Annotated in this window: 16 protein-coding genes; 11 read left to right on the forward strand and 5 right to left on the reverse strand. The window is 62.6% G+C overall.

The annotated features are described in order from the left end of the window. Positions 1-4 precede the first annotated feature (4 nt). Genes EKL02_RS05970 through EKL02_RS05980 form a run of 3 tightly spaced genes read right to left on the reverse strand, consistent with a single transcriptional unit; the run spans position 5 to position 1,769 of the window. Positions 5-1,099: a histidine kinase gene (locus EKL02_RS05970; protein WP_241687802.1), complete on the reverse strand. Its 1,095-nt coding sequence runs from the start codon at positions 1,097-1,099 to the stop codon at positions 5-7. Then, positions 1,096-1,368 (reverse strand): 2TM domain-containing protein, encoded by a 273-nt coding sequence (locus EKL02_RS05975; RefSeq protein WP_128901195.1) that lies wholly within the window; start codon positions 1,366-1,368, stop codon positions 1,096-1,098. The genes EKL02_RS05970 and EKL02_RS05975 overlap by 4 nt, the downstream gene beginning before the upstream one ends. Positions 1,369-1,388: 20 nt before the next feature. Next, a complete protein-coding gene (locus EKL02_RS05980) occupies positions 1,389-1,769 on the reverse strand; it encodes a DUF2306 domain-containing protein (RefSeq protein ID WP_128901196.1) in 381 nt (126 codons plus the stop codon). 244 nt (positions 1,770-2,013) lie between these two features. Here EKL02_RS05980 and EKL02_RS05985 point away from each other — a divergent pair, with 244 nt between their 5' ends. From EKL02_RS05985 to EKL02_RS06035, 11 genes are all read left to right on the forward strand, one after another. Next, on the forward strand, positions 2,014-3,261 hold the full coding sequence (locus EKL02_RS05985) for an ABC transporter substrate-binding protein (protein ID WP_128901197.1): 1,248 nt from the start codon (positions 2,014-2,016) through the stop codon (positions 3,259-3,261). Positions 3,262-3,350: 89 nt separating this feature from the next. Then, positions 3,351-4,112 carry a glycerophosphodiester phosphodiesterase gene (ugpQ, locus tag EKL02_RS05990; protein WP_128901198.1) on the forward strand — a complete coding sequence of 254 codons (762 nt, stop codon included), beginning with the start codon at positions 3,351-3,353 and terminating at the stop codon, positions 4,110-4,112. Between the two features lie 152 nt (positions 4,113-4,264). Next, the gene (locus EKL02_RS05995) at positions 4,265-4,852 is read left to right on the forward strand and encodes a hypothetical protein (protein WP_128901199.1); all 588 of its coding nucleotides are present in this window, start codon (positions 4,265-4,267) and stop codon (positions 4,850-4,852) included. Positions 4,853-5,000: 148 nt separating this feature from the next. After that, positions 5,001-7,628 carry an alanine--tRNA ligase gene (gene alaS / locus EKL02_RS06000; RefSeq protein WP_128901200.1) on the forward strand — a complete coding sequence of 876 codons (2,628 nt, stop codon included), beginning with the start codon at positions 5,001-5,003 and terminating at the stop codon, positions 7,626-7,628. A 37-nt stretch (positions 7,629-7,665) separates the two neighbouring features. Continuing rightward, a complete protein-coding gene (locus EKL02_RS06005; RefSeq protein WP_128901201.1) occupies positions 7,666-8,190 on the forward strand; it encodes an NUDIX domain-containing protein in 525 nt (174 codons plus the stop codon). 134 nt (positions 8,191-8,324) lie between these two features. Then, the gene (locus EKL02_RS06010; RefSeq protein ID WP_128903400.1) at positions 8,325-8,552 is read left to right on the forward strand and encodes a sulfurtransferase TusA family protein; all 228 of its coding nucleotides are present in this window, start codon (positions 8,325-8,327) and stop codon (positions 8,550-8,552) included. 243 nt (positions 8,553-8,795) lie between these two features. After that, entirely contained in the window at positions 8,796-9,554 is a 759-nt protein-coding gene (locus tag EKL02_RS06015; RefSeq protein WP_128901202.1) for an electron transfer flavoprotein subunit beta/FixA family protein, read from the forward strand. Positions 9,555-9,589: 35 nt separating this feature from the next. Further along, the gene (locus tag EKL02_RS06020; protein ID WP_128901203.1) at positions 9,590-10,519 is read left to right on the forward strand and encodes an FAD-binding protein; all 930 of its coding nucleotides are present in this window, start codon (positions 9,590-9,592) and stop codon (positions 10,517-10,519) included. An 82-nt stretch (positions 10,520-10,601) separates the two neighbouring features. After that, on the forward strand, positions 10,602-12,392 hold the full coding sequence (locus EKL02_RS06025; RefSeq protein ID WP_128901204.1) for an acyl-CoA dehydrogenase: 1,791 nt from the start codon (positions 10,602-10,604) through the stop codon (positions 12,390-12,392). Positions 12,393-12,545: 153 nt separating this feature from the next. Further along, positions 12,546-12,977: a DUF4864 domain-containing protein gene (locus EKL02_RS06030; protein ID WP_164931963.1), complete on the forward strand. Its 432-nt coding sequence runs from the start codon at positions 12,546-12,548 to the stop codon at positions 12,975-12,977. Positions 12,978-13,020: 43 nt separating this feature from the next. Further along, the gene (locus EKL02_RS06035) at positions 13,021-13,281 is read left to right on the forward strand and encodes a DUF1059 domain-containing protein (protein WP_128901206.1); all 261 of its coding nucleotides are present in this window, start codon (positions 13,021-13,023) and stop codon (positions 13,279-13,281) included. Here the strand turns inward: EKL02_RS06035 and EKL02_RS06040 are convergent. Beyond that, positions 13,260-13,712, reverse strand: coding sequence for a hypothetical protein (locus tag EKL02_RS06040; protein ID WP_128901207.1), 453 nt, complete (start codon positions 13,710-13,712; stop codon positions 13,260-13,262). The two genes, EKL02_RS06035 and EKL02_RS06040, sit on opposite strands and share 22 nt — an antisense overlap. After that, complete coding sequence (locus tag EKL02_RS06045; RefSeq protein WP_128901208.1) at positions 13,709-15,043, reverse strand: ammonium transporter; 1,335 nt, start codon at positions 15,041-15,043, stop codon at positions 13,709-13,711. The genes EKL02_RS06040 and EKL02_RS06045 overlap by 4 nt, the downstream gene beginning before the upstream one ends. Positions 15,044-15,062 lie beyond the last annotated feature (19 nt).

Raw genomic sequence — 15,062 nt, forward strand, 5'->3', positions numbered from 1 at the left:
CGCGTCAGGTTGCCATGGGCAGGGTGAGGTGGGCGAGCGCGCCTGCGGGAAGGTTGGGCTGCAGGCGGAAGTCTGCCTGGTCACCGTACAGGGCGCGCAGGCGCTCGCGCACATTGTCCAGGCCCACGCCGGTGCCGGGCTGGCCCGGGGGCGCATCCAGGCCCAGGCCGGTGTCGGCGACGGTCAATTCGAGCATGCCGTCGATGCTGCGCGCCGAGACATCGATGCGGCCGCCGTCGATCTTGGGTTCGAGGCCATGCTTGATGGCGTTTTCCACCAGCGGCTGCAGCAGCATCGGCGGCAGCGGCAGATTGCGCAGTGGCTCCGGCAGGTCGAGCGCATAGGCCAGGCGCGGTCCCATGCGAATCGCCATCAGTTCCAGGTAGGCTTGCAGCAGGGCGAATTCCTGCCCCAGCGTGGTTTGCGGCGCGCGCGCGGCGGCCAGCGTGGCGCGCAGGTACTGGATCAGCTGGTCCAGCATGTGTTGCGCGCGCGGGGCGTCGAAGGCGATCAGCGCCTGCAGGTTGGCCAGGGTATTGAACAGCATGTGCGGCTCGATTTGCGCCTGCAGCAATTGCAGCTGGGCTTGCAGCGCCTGCTTTTCGATGGCGGCGGCACGCGCCTTTTCCAGGGCGGCTTGCGCTTCGAGGTATTGCAGCTTGCCGCGGCTCCAGAAAAACCAGGTGCCGAACAGGCAGGCCAGCAGCGTGACCACCAGGCTGGCGCCGGTATAGCGCATGTCGAGGGCGTGCGGCAGATGCGCGGGCATGCCGAGCAGCCATACCGCCAAGCCATGGCCGCCAAACCAGGCCAGCGGGACGGCCGCGACCACCAGCAGCAACAGCGACCAGTGCGGCTTGCCTTCGCCCCATAACACCAGCCGGCCGCCGCTGATTAGCACCACCGCCAGGATGCCGATGCACATCGAGAACACCAGGTTGGTCCCGAAGGATGAACCCAGCGGCGTCAGATAGGTAATGGCCAGCGCAATCAGCACATTGAAAGCGCCGGTGAACGCCGTGTCGATGGCCAGCCGGCGCAGGCGCGGGTGGCGGCTGGCCTGCGCGCTGATGCGCAACTTTTGGGTAGGGGTGGTCAAGCCTGCTGCTTCCTTATTTCCTGTTCGATCATGCGCTGTTTCCAGCGGCTGCCGTCGGCGCGCAAATAGACGGCCATGCCATGCATGGCCAAGCCGATGCCCCATCCGAAGATCGGGCCGAGCGGCCAGAAATGCCCGGGCGTGGTTAACTGGCTGAGCACGATCAGGCCGGTGTTGACTATGATATACACGCTCAGATGGATCCGGAAGCCGATCTTGCGTTCGACCTGGCGCGTGGCCTGGCGCAGGATTACGTTGTTGTCATCCATGGTTTTCTCCTTGTGAATGGTTAAATCAATCCAATTGCATTCATGACTGCGCCGCCTAACAGGCGTTGCGGCAACAAGGCCAGCACGCCGGCCACCGCCAGCCCGATATAGGCCCGGGTAACCCAGCGCCGGTGCGCCTGGACATTGCCCTTGTAAATGGATGCCACGGCCATGACGAGAACCACCAGCACCCAGGCCGATAGCAGGTGGATCCAGGACAGATGGCCCGAATGCCGGATCCAGAAGGAAGAAATGGCAGCCAGCGCCATCAGCAGCACCCAGACGCGGCCGAAAAGCCGGTGGCGCGGCGTGCCTTTCCTGGTTGCCAGCGTCAGTCCGCCCAGCAGCAGGGCGGCCAGGGCGGCGGCGAGATGGATTGCAATCGCTGGGGTAGGCATCATGACAAGTCTCCTGTAGGTAATCGGACAGGCGTATTGTCGGCAAACGCAAGGCTTGAAAAAACCGCAATGCGACGAAACGCCGTTTTCAGGGAGTGAAATGCAGGACCTGGCCGGGTGTTGTCGTTTTTTGTGGAAAATGCCGCACTCGGGGCAAAAAAATTGGATTTCGGCAATTCTCCATGAAAAAATGCACTACACTTTGTTTCTACACGACATAGCACCGGATAACTAAAAAGGATCCTTCATGACCATGAGACAGCTGCTGTTGAGCCTTGGCGTACTGACCGCCTCGATCGCCTCTCCCGCCTTCGCCCAGACTACCGCGCCGATCAAGGTCGGCATGAACTGCACTTATGAAGGCGGCTCCTCGGAGATGGGCATCAGCATGCGCGCTGCCTTGCGCATCGCCGTCAAGGAAATCAATGACGTGGGTGGCGTTGGCGGCCGCAAGATCGAGCTGGTCGAGCGCGACGACAAGGCCAAGCCGGATATCGGCGTGGCAGTGGCGGAAGACCTGGTCCACAAGGAAAAAGTGGTGGCCACCATCGGCTACTGCAATTCCGGCGTGGCAGCCAAGGCGGTGGATGTCTACCAGAAGGCCCGCGTGCCCCTGATTATCCCTGTTGCGACCGGCACGGCCATCACCAAGAAATTTGCCGGCGAATCCGAAAATTACGTCTTCCGTGTCGCGATGCCCGATGAAAAGCAGGTCGACTTCATCCTGCACGACCTGGTAGAAAAGCGCGGCCTGGACAAGGTTGCCGTGTTTGCGGACGACACCGGCTATGGCGAAGGCGGCTTGAAGGATGTCGAGCGTCTGCTGCAGAAACGCAATCTGAAGCCGGTTTTCGTGGCACGATTCAAGCAGGGCACGCCCGACCTGACGGCGCAGTTGAAAGAGGCGCGTGCCGCCGGCGCCAATGCGCTGTTTGTATATGCGCTCGGCCCCGACATGGCAACCGTCTCCAAGAGCCGCTCGGCAATTGGCTGGAGCGTGCAGCAAACCGGTCCCTGGACTGTCGCGTTCCGTAACCATATCGATACTGCCGGCGCTACCGCCGACGGCGCCGTCATGCCGCAGACCTTCATTCAGGACGGCGTGATGAACGAACGCGCCACTTCGCTGGTGCTGCAGTATGCCAGGCAGAACAACGTGAAAAACATTACCTGCGCGATGTGCGCGGCGCAAGCCTATGACTCGATGTTCATTCTCCTGAACGCGATGTTTCAGGCTAAGGACCTGACCGGTCCGGCCATCAAGGACGCTCTCGAAAACCTCGAGCAGCGTGTCGCCGGCGTGATCGGCATCTACCACAAGCCCTACAGCAAGGAAGACCACGAAGCCATGGATGGCTCGATCCTGGTGCTGGGCCAGGTCAAGCACGGCCTGGTGCAGTACGCTTATCCCAGCGATGTCAAGCGTTCGATCCTGGCGTCCCGCACCAAGGTGCAGCCGAAGAAGGCCATCACCCCGGTGGCAGCGACCAAGTAATTCCGGCCTTCGGGCAAACTCGCGGCACAATGAACGCCTGGCTGTGCCAGGCGTTTTTTTATTGGTGGTTCCTTACCTGAAACCCGATCATGTGGCCCTATCCTCAAGTCCTGGCGCACCGCGGCGGCGGCGCGCTCGCGCCGGAAAATACCATTGCAGCCCTGCGCTGCGGCCTGGCGCACGGCTATCGTGCCGTCGAATTCGACGTCATGCTGGCCGGCGACGGCATCCCCGTCGTGCTGCACGACCCGGAACTGGGCCGCACGGTCGCCGGCCGCGGCAAGGTGCCGGATTTTGCCGCGGCCGCGCTGCTGCGCATGGATGCGGGCGCCTGGTTTGGCCCGGCCTTTGCCGGCGAGACTGTGCCGGGTTATGCGGACGTGTTCCGTTTTTGCCTGGAACACGGCATCTGGATGAATGTCGAGATCAAGCCGGCGCCGGGCCATGAAGCCGCGACCGGGCGCACCGTGGCGGCGTTGACGGCGCAATGGCTGGGCGAGTGCGGTGCGGCGGCGGCACTGGCAGGCGGCTGGCAGGCGCCGCTGCTGTCGTCGTTTTCCTTTGACGCCCTGCTGGCAGCCCGGGATGCCGCCCCCGGCGTTGCGCGCGCCTTGCTGGTCGACGTTATTCCTCCTGACTGGCAGGCGCAGCTGGCGCAGGTCGGGGCGGTGGCCCTGCACACCAACCATAAAAACCTCACGCCGGCGCTGGCGGCGGCGGTCAGGGCGGCCGGCTATGGCCTGTTTTGCTATACCGTCAACGAGCCGGCGCGCGCCCGCGAAATCCGCGCCTGGGGCGTGGAGGCCTTCTGCACCGACCGCATCGACCTGATCGGCGCGGATTTTTATTGACCCCCCCGGCCGCCACCGTTTAATCCGCGTCAATCCCGGTCGTTACGTTTTGTTACCCGCTTTACAAGTTCTGCGTCGCCAACCGTTTGCCCAGCGGGTTAAATGTTGCATGGGCAATCTGCTCATCCCGATTCGATACAAAAGGAGAAACGATGAAAACGACGAAACTGATTCCTGTGCTGGTAGCAAGCCTTCTTGCGGTACCGGTTTTTGCGCAATCGCTGGCAGGCGCAGCCCGGGTCGACGTCAATCAGCAGGTGCGCATCGACAATGGTTTGGCGTCTGGCCAGTTGAATTCCCGCGAGGCCGCCAGGCTGGAGCACCAGCAAGGCAAGATCAGCCGGGTCGAAGCCAATGCCATGGCCGATGGCAAGGTGAATGCCGCCGAGCAGGCGCGTATCGACAAGCTGCAGGACAAGGCCAGCCGCGATATTTACCGGGAAAAGCATGATGGGCAGACCGGCAATCCCGGTTCGGCTTCCAGCCAGCGCATGCAGGCCGATGTGCAACGCAACATCCACCAGGAGCAGCGTATTGGCGCCGGCCTCAAGGATGGCTCGCTGACGACCCGCGAAGCGGCCCGGCTCGAGCGCGGCCAGGCCCGCGTCGAGCAGCGTGAAGCACGCGCCGGGCGTGACGGCGTGGTCGGCAAAGCCGAGCAGGCAGGCATCCAGCGCGCCGAAGCCCGCCAGTCGGTGCGGATTCACCACGAAAGGCATGATCGCCGCCACGGCGGCTAAATAAAAGCCCGCCGGTCTAAAAACCCGCCCGTCACCGGCGGGTTTTTTGTTTGTATATTTATAAGGTTTTGGCCTTCGGTAAGGCAGGGGTAATCACGTATAATCAAAGGTTTGCTGTGACCAGCTTCCGCCTAATTTTGCCGACAACATGAAATCATCCGAAATCCGCGAAAAGTTCCTCAAGTATTTTGAATCCAAGGGCCACACGATCGTCGCTTCCAGCCCTGTCGTGCCCGGTGATGATCCGACGCTGCTGTTTACCAACGCCGGCATGAACCAGTTCAAGGACGTGTTCCTCGGTTTCGACAAACGGCCTTACACGCGCGCGACCACGTCGCAGAAGTGCATCCGCGCCGGCGGCAAGCACAACGACCTGGAAAACGTCGGCTACACCGCGCGTCACCACACCTTCTTTGAAATGCTGGGCAACTTCAGCTTCGGCGACTATTTCAAGCAGGATGCCATCACCTACGCCTGGGAATTGCTGACCGACGTCTTCAAGCTGCCCAAGGAAAAGCTCTGGGTGACCGTGTACGCGGACGACGACGAGGCTTACGAAATCTGGAACAAGTCGGTCGGCGTGCCGGCCGAGCGGATTGTCCGCATCGGCGACAACAAGGGTGCGCGCTACGCTTCGGATAACTTCTGGATGATGGGCGACACCGGTCCCTGCGGCCCGTGCACCGAGATTTTCTATGACCACGGCCCGGACGTGGCTGGCGGCCCCCCGGGCTCGCCCGACGAAGACGGCGACCGCTACATCGAAGTCTGGAACAACGTGTTCATGCAGTTCAACCGCGACGAAGCGGGCGTCATGCATCCGTTGCCGAAGCCTTCCGTCGATACCGGCATGGGCCTGGAGCGCATCACCGCGGTGATGCAGCACGTGCACTCGAACTACGAGATCGATACCTTCGCCAACCTGCTGGCCGCAGCCAAGAAGGCCGTGGACGCGGCCGGCGGCGGCGACTGCGACAAGGATTCGCCTTCGCTCAAAGTCATTGCCGACCATATCCGCGCCTGCACCTTCACGGTGGTCGATGGCGTCATCCCCAGCAATGCCGGCCGCGGTTATGTCTTGCGCCGCATCGCCCGCCGCGCGATCCGCCACGGCTACAAGCTGGGCGCGCGCAAGCCATTCTTCCATGCGCTGGTGCCGGCCCTGGTGGCCGAGATGGGCGAGGCTTATCCGGAGCTGCGCCAGAACGAGAAGCGCGCCACCGAAGTGCTGAAGCAGGAAGAGGAAGCCTTCTTCCGCACCATCGCCAATGGCATGGAAATCCTCGACAACGCCCTGGCCTCGGGCGCGCAGTCGATCGACGGCGATACCGCATTCAAGCTGCATGACACCTACGGCTTCCCGGTGGACCTGACGGCGGACGTCTGCCGCGAGCGCGGCGTGACCGTGGACGAGGCGCGCTTCGAGCAGCTGCTGGGCGAGCAGCGCCAGCGCGCGCGCGAAGCCGGCAAGTTCAAGATGGCGCATGGCCTCGAGTACAGCGGCATCCCGACCACTTTCCATGGCTACGACAGCCTGGTGCATGAAGGCGCGAAGATCACCGCCATCTACGTTGACGGCACCCACGTGCACCATGCCAACGCCGGCGACGATGCCGTGATCGTGCTGGACAACACCCCCTTCTATGCCGAGAGCGGCGGCCAGGTCGGCGACACCGGCGAGCTGCGCAATGCCACCGCGCGCTTCCAGGTGGAAGACACCATCAAGATCCAGGCCGACGTGTTCGGCCACCACGGCAGCGTTGCCGAAGGCAGCATCGCGGTGGGCGACATCATCAATGCCCGCGTCGATGGCGAGCACCGCGCCCGGACCGTGCGCAACCACAGCGCCACCCACCTGATGCACAAGGCCCTGCGCGAAGTGCTGGGCGAACACGTGCAGCAGAAGGGTTCGCTGGTCAATGCCGAACGCACCCGTTTCGACTTTGCCCACAATGGCGCGCTGACTGCCGAGCAGTTGCGCAAGGTTGAGGCCATCGTCAATACCGAGATCCTCGCCAACGCCGCCACCCAGGCGCGCGTCATGGCCATCGACGAAGCGCAGAAGTCCGGCGCCATGATGCTGTTCGGCGAGAAGTACGGCGATGAAGTGCGCGTGCTCGACATCGGTTCTTCCCGCGAGCTGTGCGGCGGCACCCACGTGACCCGCACCGGCGATATCGGCCTGTTCAAGATCGTGGCGGAAAGCGGCGTTGCCGCCGGCGTGCGCCGCATCGAGGCGGTCACCGGCGAAAACGCCCTGGCCTACCTGCAATCGCTGGAAGCTACCGTCAACCAGGCGGCAGGCACGCTGAAGGCGACCCCGGCGGAGCTGTCGGCGCGCATCACCGGCGTGCTGGACCAGGTCAGGACGCTGGAAAAGGAACTGGCTGCCGTCAAGGGCAAGCTGGCTTCGGCCCAGGGCGATGAATTGCTGGCCCAGGCCATCGATGTCAAGGGCATCAAGGTGCTGGCGGCGACGCTGGAAGGCGCCGACGCCAAGACGCTGCGCGACACCATGGACAAGCTGAAGGACAAGCTGAAGAGCGCGGCCATCGTGCTGGCGGCGGTCGACGGCGGCAAGGTGCAGCTGGCTGCGGGCGTTACTGCCGACACCATCGGCAAGGTGAAGGCGGGCGACCTGGTCAACTTCGTCGCCCAGCAGGTGGGCGGCAAGGGCGGCGGCAAGCCTGACCTGGCGATGGCCGGCGGCACCGATCCGAGCGGCTTGCCCAAAGCCCTGCAGGGCGTCAGCGCCTGGGTTGCCGAGCGCCTGTAAGGCAGCCTGCGCGCAGGTATCCACTCCAGATGCGGCCATGAGCGAGACAGACGGCGGCTACCGGTATTGCCCAAGGTGCGCGGCGCCGCTCGTCTCTGCCGTATTGGGCGAGCGCGAGCGCCTGACGTGCCCGACCGGCCACTGGACGCACTGGGACAATCCCTTGCCGGTGCTGGCGGCGCTGGTCGAGTACGAGGGCAGCATTCTGCTCGCCCGCAATGCCGCCTGGCCGGAAAAGACCTTTTCGCTGATTACCGGCTTCATGGAGCGCGATGAAACGCCGGAAGCGGGCGCGGCGCGCGAACTGAAGGAAGAAACCAATCTCGATGCCGAGGCGGTGAGCCTGATCGGCGTGTATGAATTCATGCGCAAGAACGAACTGATCATTGCCTACCATGTGCAGGCGCGCGGGGAAGTGCGGCTGTCCGAGGAATTGCTCGAATACCGCCTGATCGCGCCGGAAAAGCTGCGCGCCTGGCGTACCGGCACCGGCTATGCCATGGCCGACTGGCTGCGCGGCCGCGGTTTTTCGCCAGAGTTTGTCGATTGGCCGTCAGCGTAGTGCCTTGTAACTTGCGGTCGGGGGCGGAGGATGCCGAATATTTCCATATGGTAAAGTTTGTTGCATTGCACTAGGCTGGATTCTTTTGCGGTAGAATCGTGGCAAGACCTCACGCCATTGTGCGAAAGCAGAATATGGAATTTCATAAAGAACTGGATGCCCGCGGACTGAATTGTCCCTTGCCGATCCTTAAGACAAAGAAAGCCCTGGCTGAAATGAAAAGCGGGGAAGTGTTACGCGTTGTTGCCACGGATCCCGGGTCGGTGCGGGATTTCCAGGCATTTTCTCGCCAGACCGGGAATCTCTTGCTCGACAAGTTTGAAGAAGAAAAAGATTTTATTTTCTACATGAAACGCAAGTAAGGCGGCATTCCCCCCGCTGCCGTGCCCCAGATACCGGCGTGATTATTCTGTCGCGCCGTCTTCCTTAAAAAAATCCTCTTTTTCCCTCTTCCCTAAACGGGAATAAATGCGTATTCTTATGCCCAATAAAAGAACGATCGTGCTAAAAATGGCTGGCACCCGGAATCCGGGGTGGGAAGCTCTTATAATCGACATGATCATTTTTTAATAATCCGATTTCTCTAAAGGTCTAAAGGCAAAGCTATGAAAGTCCTGGTTCCAGTCAAGCGCGTGGTCGATTACAACGTCAAGGTGCGCGTCAAGTCCGATGGTTCGGGCGTCGAACTCGCCAATGTCAAGATGTCGATGAACCCCTTCGATGAAATTGCGATGGAAGAAGCCGTGCGCCTGAAGGAAGCCGGCAAGGCCACCGAAGTCATCGCCGTCTCCTGCGGCGTGACCCAGTGCCAGGAAACCCTGCGCACCGCCATGGCGATTGGCGCCGACCGCGCCATCCTGGTGGAGACCGCAGCCGATCTGGAACTGCAGCCCCTGGCCGTGGCCAAGCTCCTGAAAGCCCTCGTCGACAAGGAAGGCCCGCAGCTGGTCATCCTCGGCAAGCAAGCCATCGATGACGACTGCAACCAGACTGGCCAGATGCTCGCCGCCCTCCTGGGCTGGGGCCAGGCTACCTTCGCCTCCAAGGTCGTGATCGAAGGCGACAAGGCCGTGGTCACCCGCGAAGTCGACGGCGGCCTCGAAACCCTGTCGCTGAGCCTGCCGGCCATCATCACAACCGACCTGCGCCTGAACGAGCCGCGCTACGTGACGCTGCCCAACATCATGAAGGCCAAGAAGAAGCAGCTCGATATCGTCAAGCCGGAAGACCTGGGCGTGGATGTGGCGCCGCGCCTGAAGACCCTGAAAGTGGTCGAGCCGCCCAAGCGCTCCGCCGGCATCATCGTGCCTGACGTGGCAACGCTGGTGGCCAAGCTCAAGACCGAAGCCAAGGTCGTTCAATAATCCCGCTGAACCGAATATAGATATAGGAAGACATCATGACTGCATTAGTCATTGCCGAACACGACAACGCTTCGCTCAAGAGCAGCACTGCCCATACCGTGACTGCCGCCGCCCAGTGCGGCGGTGACGTCCATGTCCTCGTAGCCGGCCACAACGCCGCCGGCGCCGCTGCCGCTGCCGCCCAGCTGGCGGGCGTGACCAAGGTGCTGGTGGCGGACGCCGCCTATTTTGCCGATGGCCTGGCCGAGAATGTCGCCGAGCAGGTGCTGGCGCTGGCGAAGGATTATTCGCACATCCTGGCGCCGGCCACCGCCTACGGCAAGAACATCGCGCCGCGCGTGGCGGCAAAGCTGGACGTGGGCCAGATTTCCGAAATCACCAAGGTCGACAGCCCCGATACCTTCGAGCGCCCGATCTACGCCGGCAACGCCATTGCCACCGTGCAGTCGAGCGACCCGGTCAAGGTGATTACCGTGCGCACCACCGGCTTTGATTCTGCTGCCGGCGGCGGCGCTGCCGCGACCGAAACCATTCCTTCGGTTGCGGACGCGGGCAAGTCGGCGTTCGTTGCGCGCGAAGTGGCGAAATCGGATCGTCCGGAACTGACCGCTGCCAAGGTGATCGTCTCGGGCGGGCGCGGCATGGGCTCGGGTGAAAGCTTCAAGATCCTCGAACCCCTGGCGGACCGCCTGAATGCCGCCATGGGCGCTTCGCGCGCAGCCGTCGATGCGGGCTATGTGCCCAACGACTGGCAAGTGGGCCAGACCGGCAAGATCGTCGCGCCCCAGCTGTACATTGCGGTGGGCATTTCCGGCGCCATCCAGCATCTGGCCGGCATGAAGGATTCGAAGGTCATCGTCGCCATCAACAAGGATGCCGAAGCACCGATCTTCTCGGTGGCCGATTACGGCATCGTCGGCGACCTGTTCGAGATCGTGCCGCAGCTGGTCAAGGAACTCGGCTGATTGGCCGCATGAAGCACTACACGAAGTAACCCAGCCGGGGTGCGCTGCCCTGGCTGGATAATAATGATTATCGGAGAAACGCATGGATTACCACGCGCCACTGAAAGACATGCAATTCGTCCTGAACGAATTGGCCGGACTGGCAGAAATCAATGCCTTGCCGGGATGTGAAGACGCCACCCCGGAAACGGTCGATGCGGTCCTGGAAGAAAACGCCCGCTTTTGCAGCGAAGTGGTATCCCCGCTGAATGTGCCGGGCGACCGCCAGCCGAGCAGCTGGCAGGATGGGCAGGTCACTACCACCAAGGGTTTCAAGGAAGCCTTCAAGGCCTATGGCGAAGCCGGCTGGCAAGGCGTGCAGCACCCGGTCGAATTCGGCGGCCAGGGCTTGCCGAAGCTGGTGGCGACCCCCTGCATGGAAATGCTGAACTCGGCCAACCTGTCGTTTGCGCTGTGCCCGCTGCTGACCGACGGCGCCATCGAGGCACTGATGACCGCAGGCACGCCTGAGCAGCAGCAAACCTATCTTGCCAACTTCATTTCCGGCAAATGGACCGGCACCATGAACCTGACCGAGCCGCAGGCCGGCTCGGATCTGGCGATGGTGCGCACGCGCGCCGAACCGCAGGGCGATGGCACCTACAAGTTGTTTGGCACCAAGATCTTCATCACCTATGGCGAGCATGACATGGCCGAGAATATCGTCCACCTCGTGCTGGCCCGCACCCCCGACGCGCCGCCGGGTGTGAAAGGCATTTCGCTGTTTATCGTGCCGAAATTCCTGGTCAATGCCGACGGCACGCCGGGTGCGCGCAATGATGTGCATTGCGTGTCCATCGAGCACAAGCTCGGCATCAAGGCCAGCCCGACCGCCGTGCTGCAGTTCGGCGACCATGGCGGCGCCATCGGCACCCTGATTGGCGAAGAAAACCGCGGCCTGGAATACATGTTCATCATGATGAATGCCGCGCGCTTTGCCGTCGGCATGCAGGGCATTTCAGTGGCGGAGCGCGCCTACCAGCAGGCAGTGCAATATGCCAGGGATCGCGTGCAGTCGCGCGACCTGGCAGGCTCGCCCGGGCCGGTGGCCATCATCCACCAGCCGGATGTGCGGCGCATGCTGATGAGCATGCGCGCCCAGACTGAAGCGGCGCGCGCGCTGGCGTATGTGACGGCGGCGGCGCACGATCTGGCGCTGCATCACCCGGACGCCCAGGTGCGCGCGGAAAAGCAGGCGTTTTACGAATACATGGTGCCGATCGTCAAGGGCTGGTCGACGGAACTGTCGGTCGATGTCGCTTCCACGGGCGTGCAGGTCCATGGCGGCATGGGCTTTATCGAAGAAACTGGTGCCGCGCAGTATTACCGCGATGCCCGTATCCTGCCGATCTATGAAGGCACGACGGCCATCCAGGCCAATGACCTAATTGGCCGCAAGACCGTGCGCGATGGTGGCGCCAATGCCCGCACCATCGTCGCCCAGGTACGCGCCACGGCGGCAGAACTGGCGGCAGCGCAGGCGCCCGACCTGCAGGCGATCGGACGGCAACTTGCTGCCGGCGCGGAAGCGCTGGACGCGGTGGTGAACTATGTCGCCGGCAATATCAAGTCCGATATCAAGGCCGTATTCGCCGGCAGCGTGCCGTACCTGAAAATGGCCGGCATCGTCCTGGGCGGCTGGCAAATGGGGCGGGCTGCGCTGGCGGCGGCGCGCCTGCAGCAGCAAGGGCAGGGCGACAAGGATTTTTATGCCGCCAAGATCGCCACTGCGCGCTTTTTTGCCGAGCATATCCTGCCGCAATCCGTCGCTTACCGAACAGAAATCGTTGAGGGGGCAAGCAGCGTGATGGCCTTGCGCGAAGACCAGTTCTAAACGGATGTTGTCGCCATAGCCAAGGCAGCCTGCGGGCTGCCTTTTTTCATGGTCCGCCCTCTGCGCCATATCAATCCCGCCTTGCGCATTCCCTCGTTTTCCGGCGTGCCTGACCTACACTGAATGCTGAGCTCTTTTCCGGGGAGTCCCATCATGAAACGTCTGGCGCTGAAATGGTTGATGATGGTAATGATGTGTGCCTGGCTGGCGCCGGCAGTGGCGGCCGACCTCGGGAAAAACGAGGAGACGGCAATCCAGAGCGCGGTGCAATTGCAGATCGAGGCGCTTGCCAATGACGACGCCGAGCGCGCGTTTGCCCTCACCACCGAAAACACGCGCAGCCGCCTTGGTTCGTCGCACAACTTTCTCAAGATGATCAAGGAGCAGTATGACCCGGTCTACCGGCATCGCATGGCCTTGTATGCATCGCCCCAGATGGTGCGGGGCAAGGTGTATCAGGTGGTGCGCCTGACCGATCTGGAAAGCCATGTCTGGGTGGCGGTCTACCTGATGCACAAGGATACGGAAGGGGCCTGGAAAATTGATGGATGCCAATTGATTCAAACCAAAACCGTTGCCATCTGATGCCCGCGGCATTGGGCCCGGGAAGGTGGCGCAGGAGAAGCAGATGACCCGCAAATATATCGATTGCCGCGAATATCCAAGCGACATGAATTGCAGTGTAATGATCAGCGCGGACAGCGATGAAGAATTGCTGGAAGCGTCGGTGCAGCATGCGGTGGCGGTGCACCAGCACCAGGATACGCCGGAGCTGCGTCAGCAAATCCGCCAGCTGTTCAAGGAAGGTTCGCCCGACATGTCCATGACCGGCGGCCTGGCTGGCCGCACGGGCATGGAGACAGATGCTCAGCGCAGCCGGCCGACGTAGTGCTGGTCGCCGTCCGGCTCTACCATCTTTCGCTCCGGCAGGGCTTGGCTGGCTTGAGGCGGTGAGTTTGCCGGAGCGGGTATCCTGGCAGGCGGCCTGGGTTCTGGCGCGATTGTCGTGCCAGGCGTCGCTGCCGCTGCCAGGCCTGCACTCAGGCGCGTCAGCAAGGGCGGCTTGGGCGGCGCCATGACAAACAAGCCATCGTCGCCGAAATAGATGGTTTCGAGCCGTTCGGCGATCCTGTCCAGGTCCGCATAGCCTGATTGTCTTGCAACCTGGATCAGATGGCGGCAGTAGGACGGATCGATGCGCATGTATTCGACATCGGTGATGCGGCCGGTTTCGCGCCGCAATGCAACGTGGAGGCGGCCCATCAGGGAAAACGCCTGGTTTTCCAGTTCCGCCATGTGTGCCATCTGATGTGCGCTCATGCTATTTGCTCCCCATGCTGAGAAATATCCAGGCCTTCACGTTCTTCCTCGGGCGCCACGCGCAAGCCGACCGTCACCTTGATGGCCGCGAGGATCAGCGCTGTTGCAACGCCGGAATACAGCACCGTGACGAAGACGCCGATCAGCTGTACATCCAGCGCCCCATACACGCCGCCAATGGCCTTGACGGCAAACACGCCGGTCAGCAGGGCGCCGACAATGCCGCCCACGGCGTGCACGCCGAAGACGTCGAGGGAATCGTCGTAGCGCAGGATCGATTTGAGGGTGGTGGCGCCCCAGTAGCAAGCCACGCCGGCAGCAGCGCCGATGGCGAAGGCGCCGGTAACGTCGACGAAGCCCGAGGCCGGCGTGATTGCGACCAGGCCGGCGATCGCACCCGATACCAGGCCGAGTACCGACGGCTTGCCGCGCGTCACCCATTCGGCAACCATCCAGGCCAGCGCGCCTACGGCGGCAGCCAGGTGCGTGACCAGTAGCGCCATGCCGGCGCGGCCATCGGCTGCCACGGCCGATCCGGCATTGAAGCCGAACCAGCCCACCCACAGGAGCGAGGCGCCGATGATGGTGAAGGTCAGGTTATGCGGCGGCATGGCTTCCCTGCCGAAGCCCTGGCGCTTGCCGAGCATGACTGCCGCGACCAGGCCGGAGACGCCGGCGTTGATATGGACCACGGTGCCGCCGGCAAAATCCAGCACGCCGCGCGCCGCCAGCCAGCCGCCCGGTTCCCAGACCCAGTGCGCAACCGGCGCATACACCAGCAGCGACCACAGTGCAGTGAAGATCAGCAGCGCGGAAAACTTCATGCGCTCGGCAAAGGCGCCGGTGATCAGCGCCGGCGTGATGATGGCAAAGGCCATCTGGAACATCAGGAACACGCTTTCCGGTACGGTGGGCGCGATGGGATGGACGCTGACCTTGCCGGCGTCCTTCAGGTAAGCCATGCCGTCCAGCATGACGCGGTCAAGGCCGCCGATGAATGCCGAGCCCGGGGTGAATGCCAGGCTGTAGCCGACGGCGACCCATACCACGGTCGCCACACAGCAGGCGGCAAAGCTGTGCGCCATGGTGCCCAGGACATTTTTTTTGCGCACCATGCCGGCATAGAAGAGCGCCAGGCCCGGTATGGTCATGAGCAGTACCAGTGCCGTCGAAGTCAAAAGCCATGCGGTATCGCCGGCGCTGATGCTGGCATGGTCGACCAGGGTGGACAGGCTCGCGGGCGGGGCGCCGGATTGCGCCAGTGCCGGCAGGCAGGCTGCTGAAAAAAGCAGAAAGAGCGCGGAAAGCGCCTGGGTATGAGGTCGTGCCATGAATCCCCCGGATGGTTGG

This window comes from Janthinobacterium sp. 17J80-10 (genome assembly GCF_004114795.1).
Classification (GTDB): Bacteria; Pseudomonadota; Gammaproteobacteria; order Burkholderiales; family Burkholderiaceae_D; genus Paucimonas.

What these genes read in the sequence shown, in the direction of transcription:
- EKL02_RS05975 (WP_128901195.1), bottom strand. Translation starts at nt 1,368, where the DNA reads ATGGATGACAACAACGTAATCCTGCGCCAGGCCACGCGCCAGGTCGAA.
- EKL02_RS05980 (WP_128901196.1), bottom strand. Translation starts at nt 1,769, where the DNA reads ATGATGCCTACCCCAGCGATTGCAATCCATCTCGCCGCCGCCCTGGCC.
- EKL02_RS05985 (WP_128901197.1), top strand. Translation starts at nt 2,014, where the DNA reads ATGACCATGAGACAGCTGCTGTTGAGCCTTGGCGTACTGACCGCCTCG.
- ugpQ (WP_128901198.1), top strand. Translation starts at nt 3,351, where the DNA reads ATGTGGCCCTATCCTCAAGTCCTGGCGCACCGCGGCGGCGGCGCGCTC.
- EKL02_RS05995 (WP_128901199.1), top strand. Translation starts at nt 4,265, where the DNA reads ATGAAAACGACGAAACTGATTCCTGTGCTGGTAGCAAGCCTTCTTGCG.
- alaS (WP_128901200.1), top strand. Translation starts at nt 5,001, where the DNA reads ATGAAATCATCCGAAATCCGCGAAAAGTTCCTCAAGTATTTTGAATCC.
- EKL02_RS06005 (WP_128901201.1), top strand. Translation starts at nt 7,666, where the DNA reads ATGAGCGAGACAGACGGCGGCTACCGGTATTGCCCAAGGTGCGCGGCG.
- EKL02_RS06010 (WP_128903400.1), top strand. Translation starts at nt 8,325, where the DNA reads ATGGAATTTCATAAAGAACTGGATGCCCGCGGACTGAATTGTCCCTTG.
- EKL02_RS06015 (WP_128901202.1), top strand. Translation starts at nt 8,796, where the DNA reads ATGAAAGTCCTGGTTCCAGTCAAGCGCGTGGTCGATTACAACGTCAAG.
- EKL02_RS06020 (WP_128901203.1), top strand. Translation starts at nt 9,590, where the DNA reads ATGACTGCATTAGTCATTGCCGAACACGACAACGCTTCGCTCAAGAGC.
- EKL02_RS06025 (WP_128901204.1), top strand. Translation starts at nt 10,602, where the DNA reads ATGGATTACCACGCGCCACTGAAAGACATGCAATTCGTCCTGAACGAA.
- EKL02_RS06030 (WP_164931963.1), top strand. Translation starts at nt 12,546, where the DNA reads ATGAAACGTCTGGCGCTGAAATGGTTGATGATGGTAATGATGTGTGCC.
- EKL02_RS06035 (WP_128901206.1), top strand. Translation starts at nt 13,021, where the DNA reads ATGACCCGCAAATATATCGATTGCCGCGAATATCCAAGCGACATGAAT.
- EKL02_RS06040 (WP_128901207.1), bottom strand. Translation starts at nt 13,712, where the DNA reads ATGAGCGCACATCAGATGGCACACATGGCGGAACTGGAAAACCAGGCG.
- EKL02_RS06045 (WP_128901208.1), bottom strand. Translation starts at nt 15,043, where the DNA reads ATGGCACGACCTCATACCCAGGCGCTTTCCGCGCTCTTTCTGCTTTTT.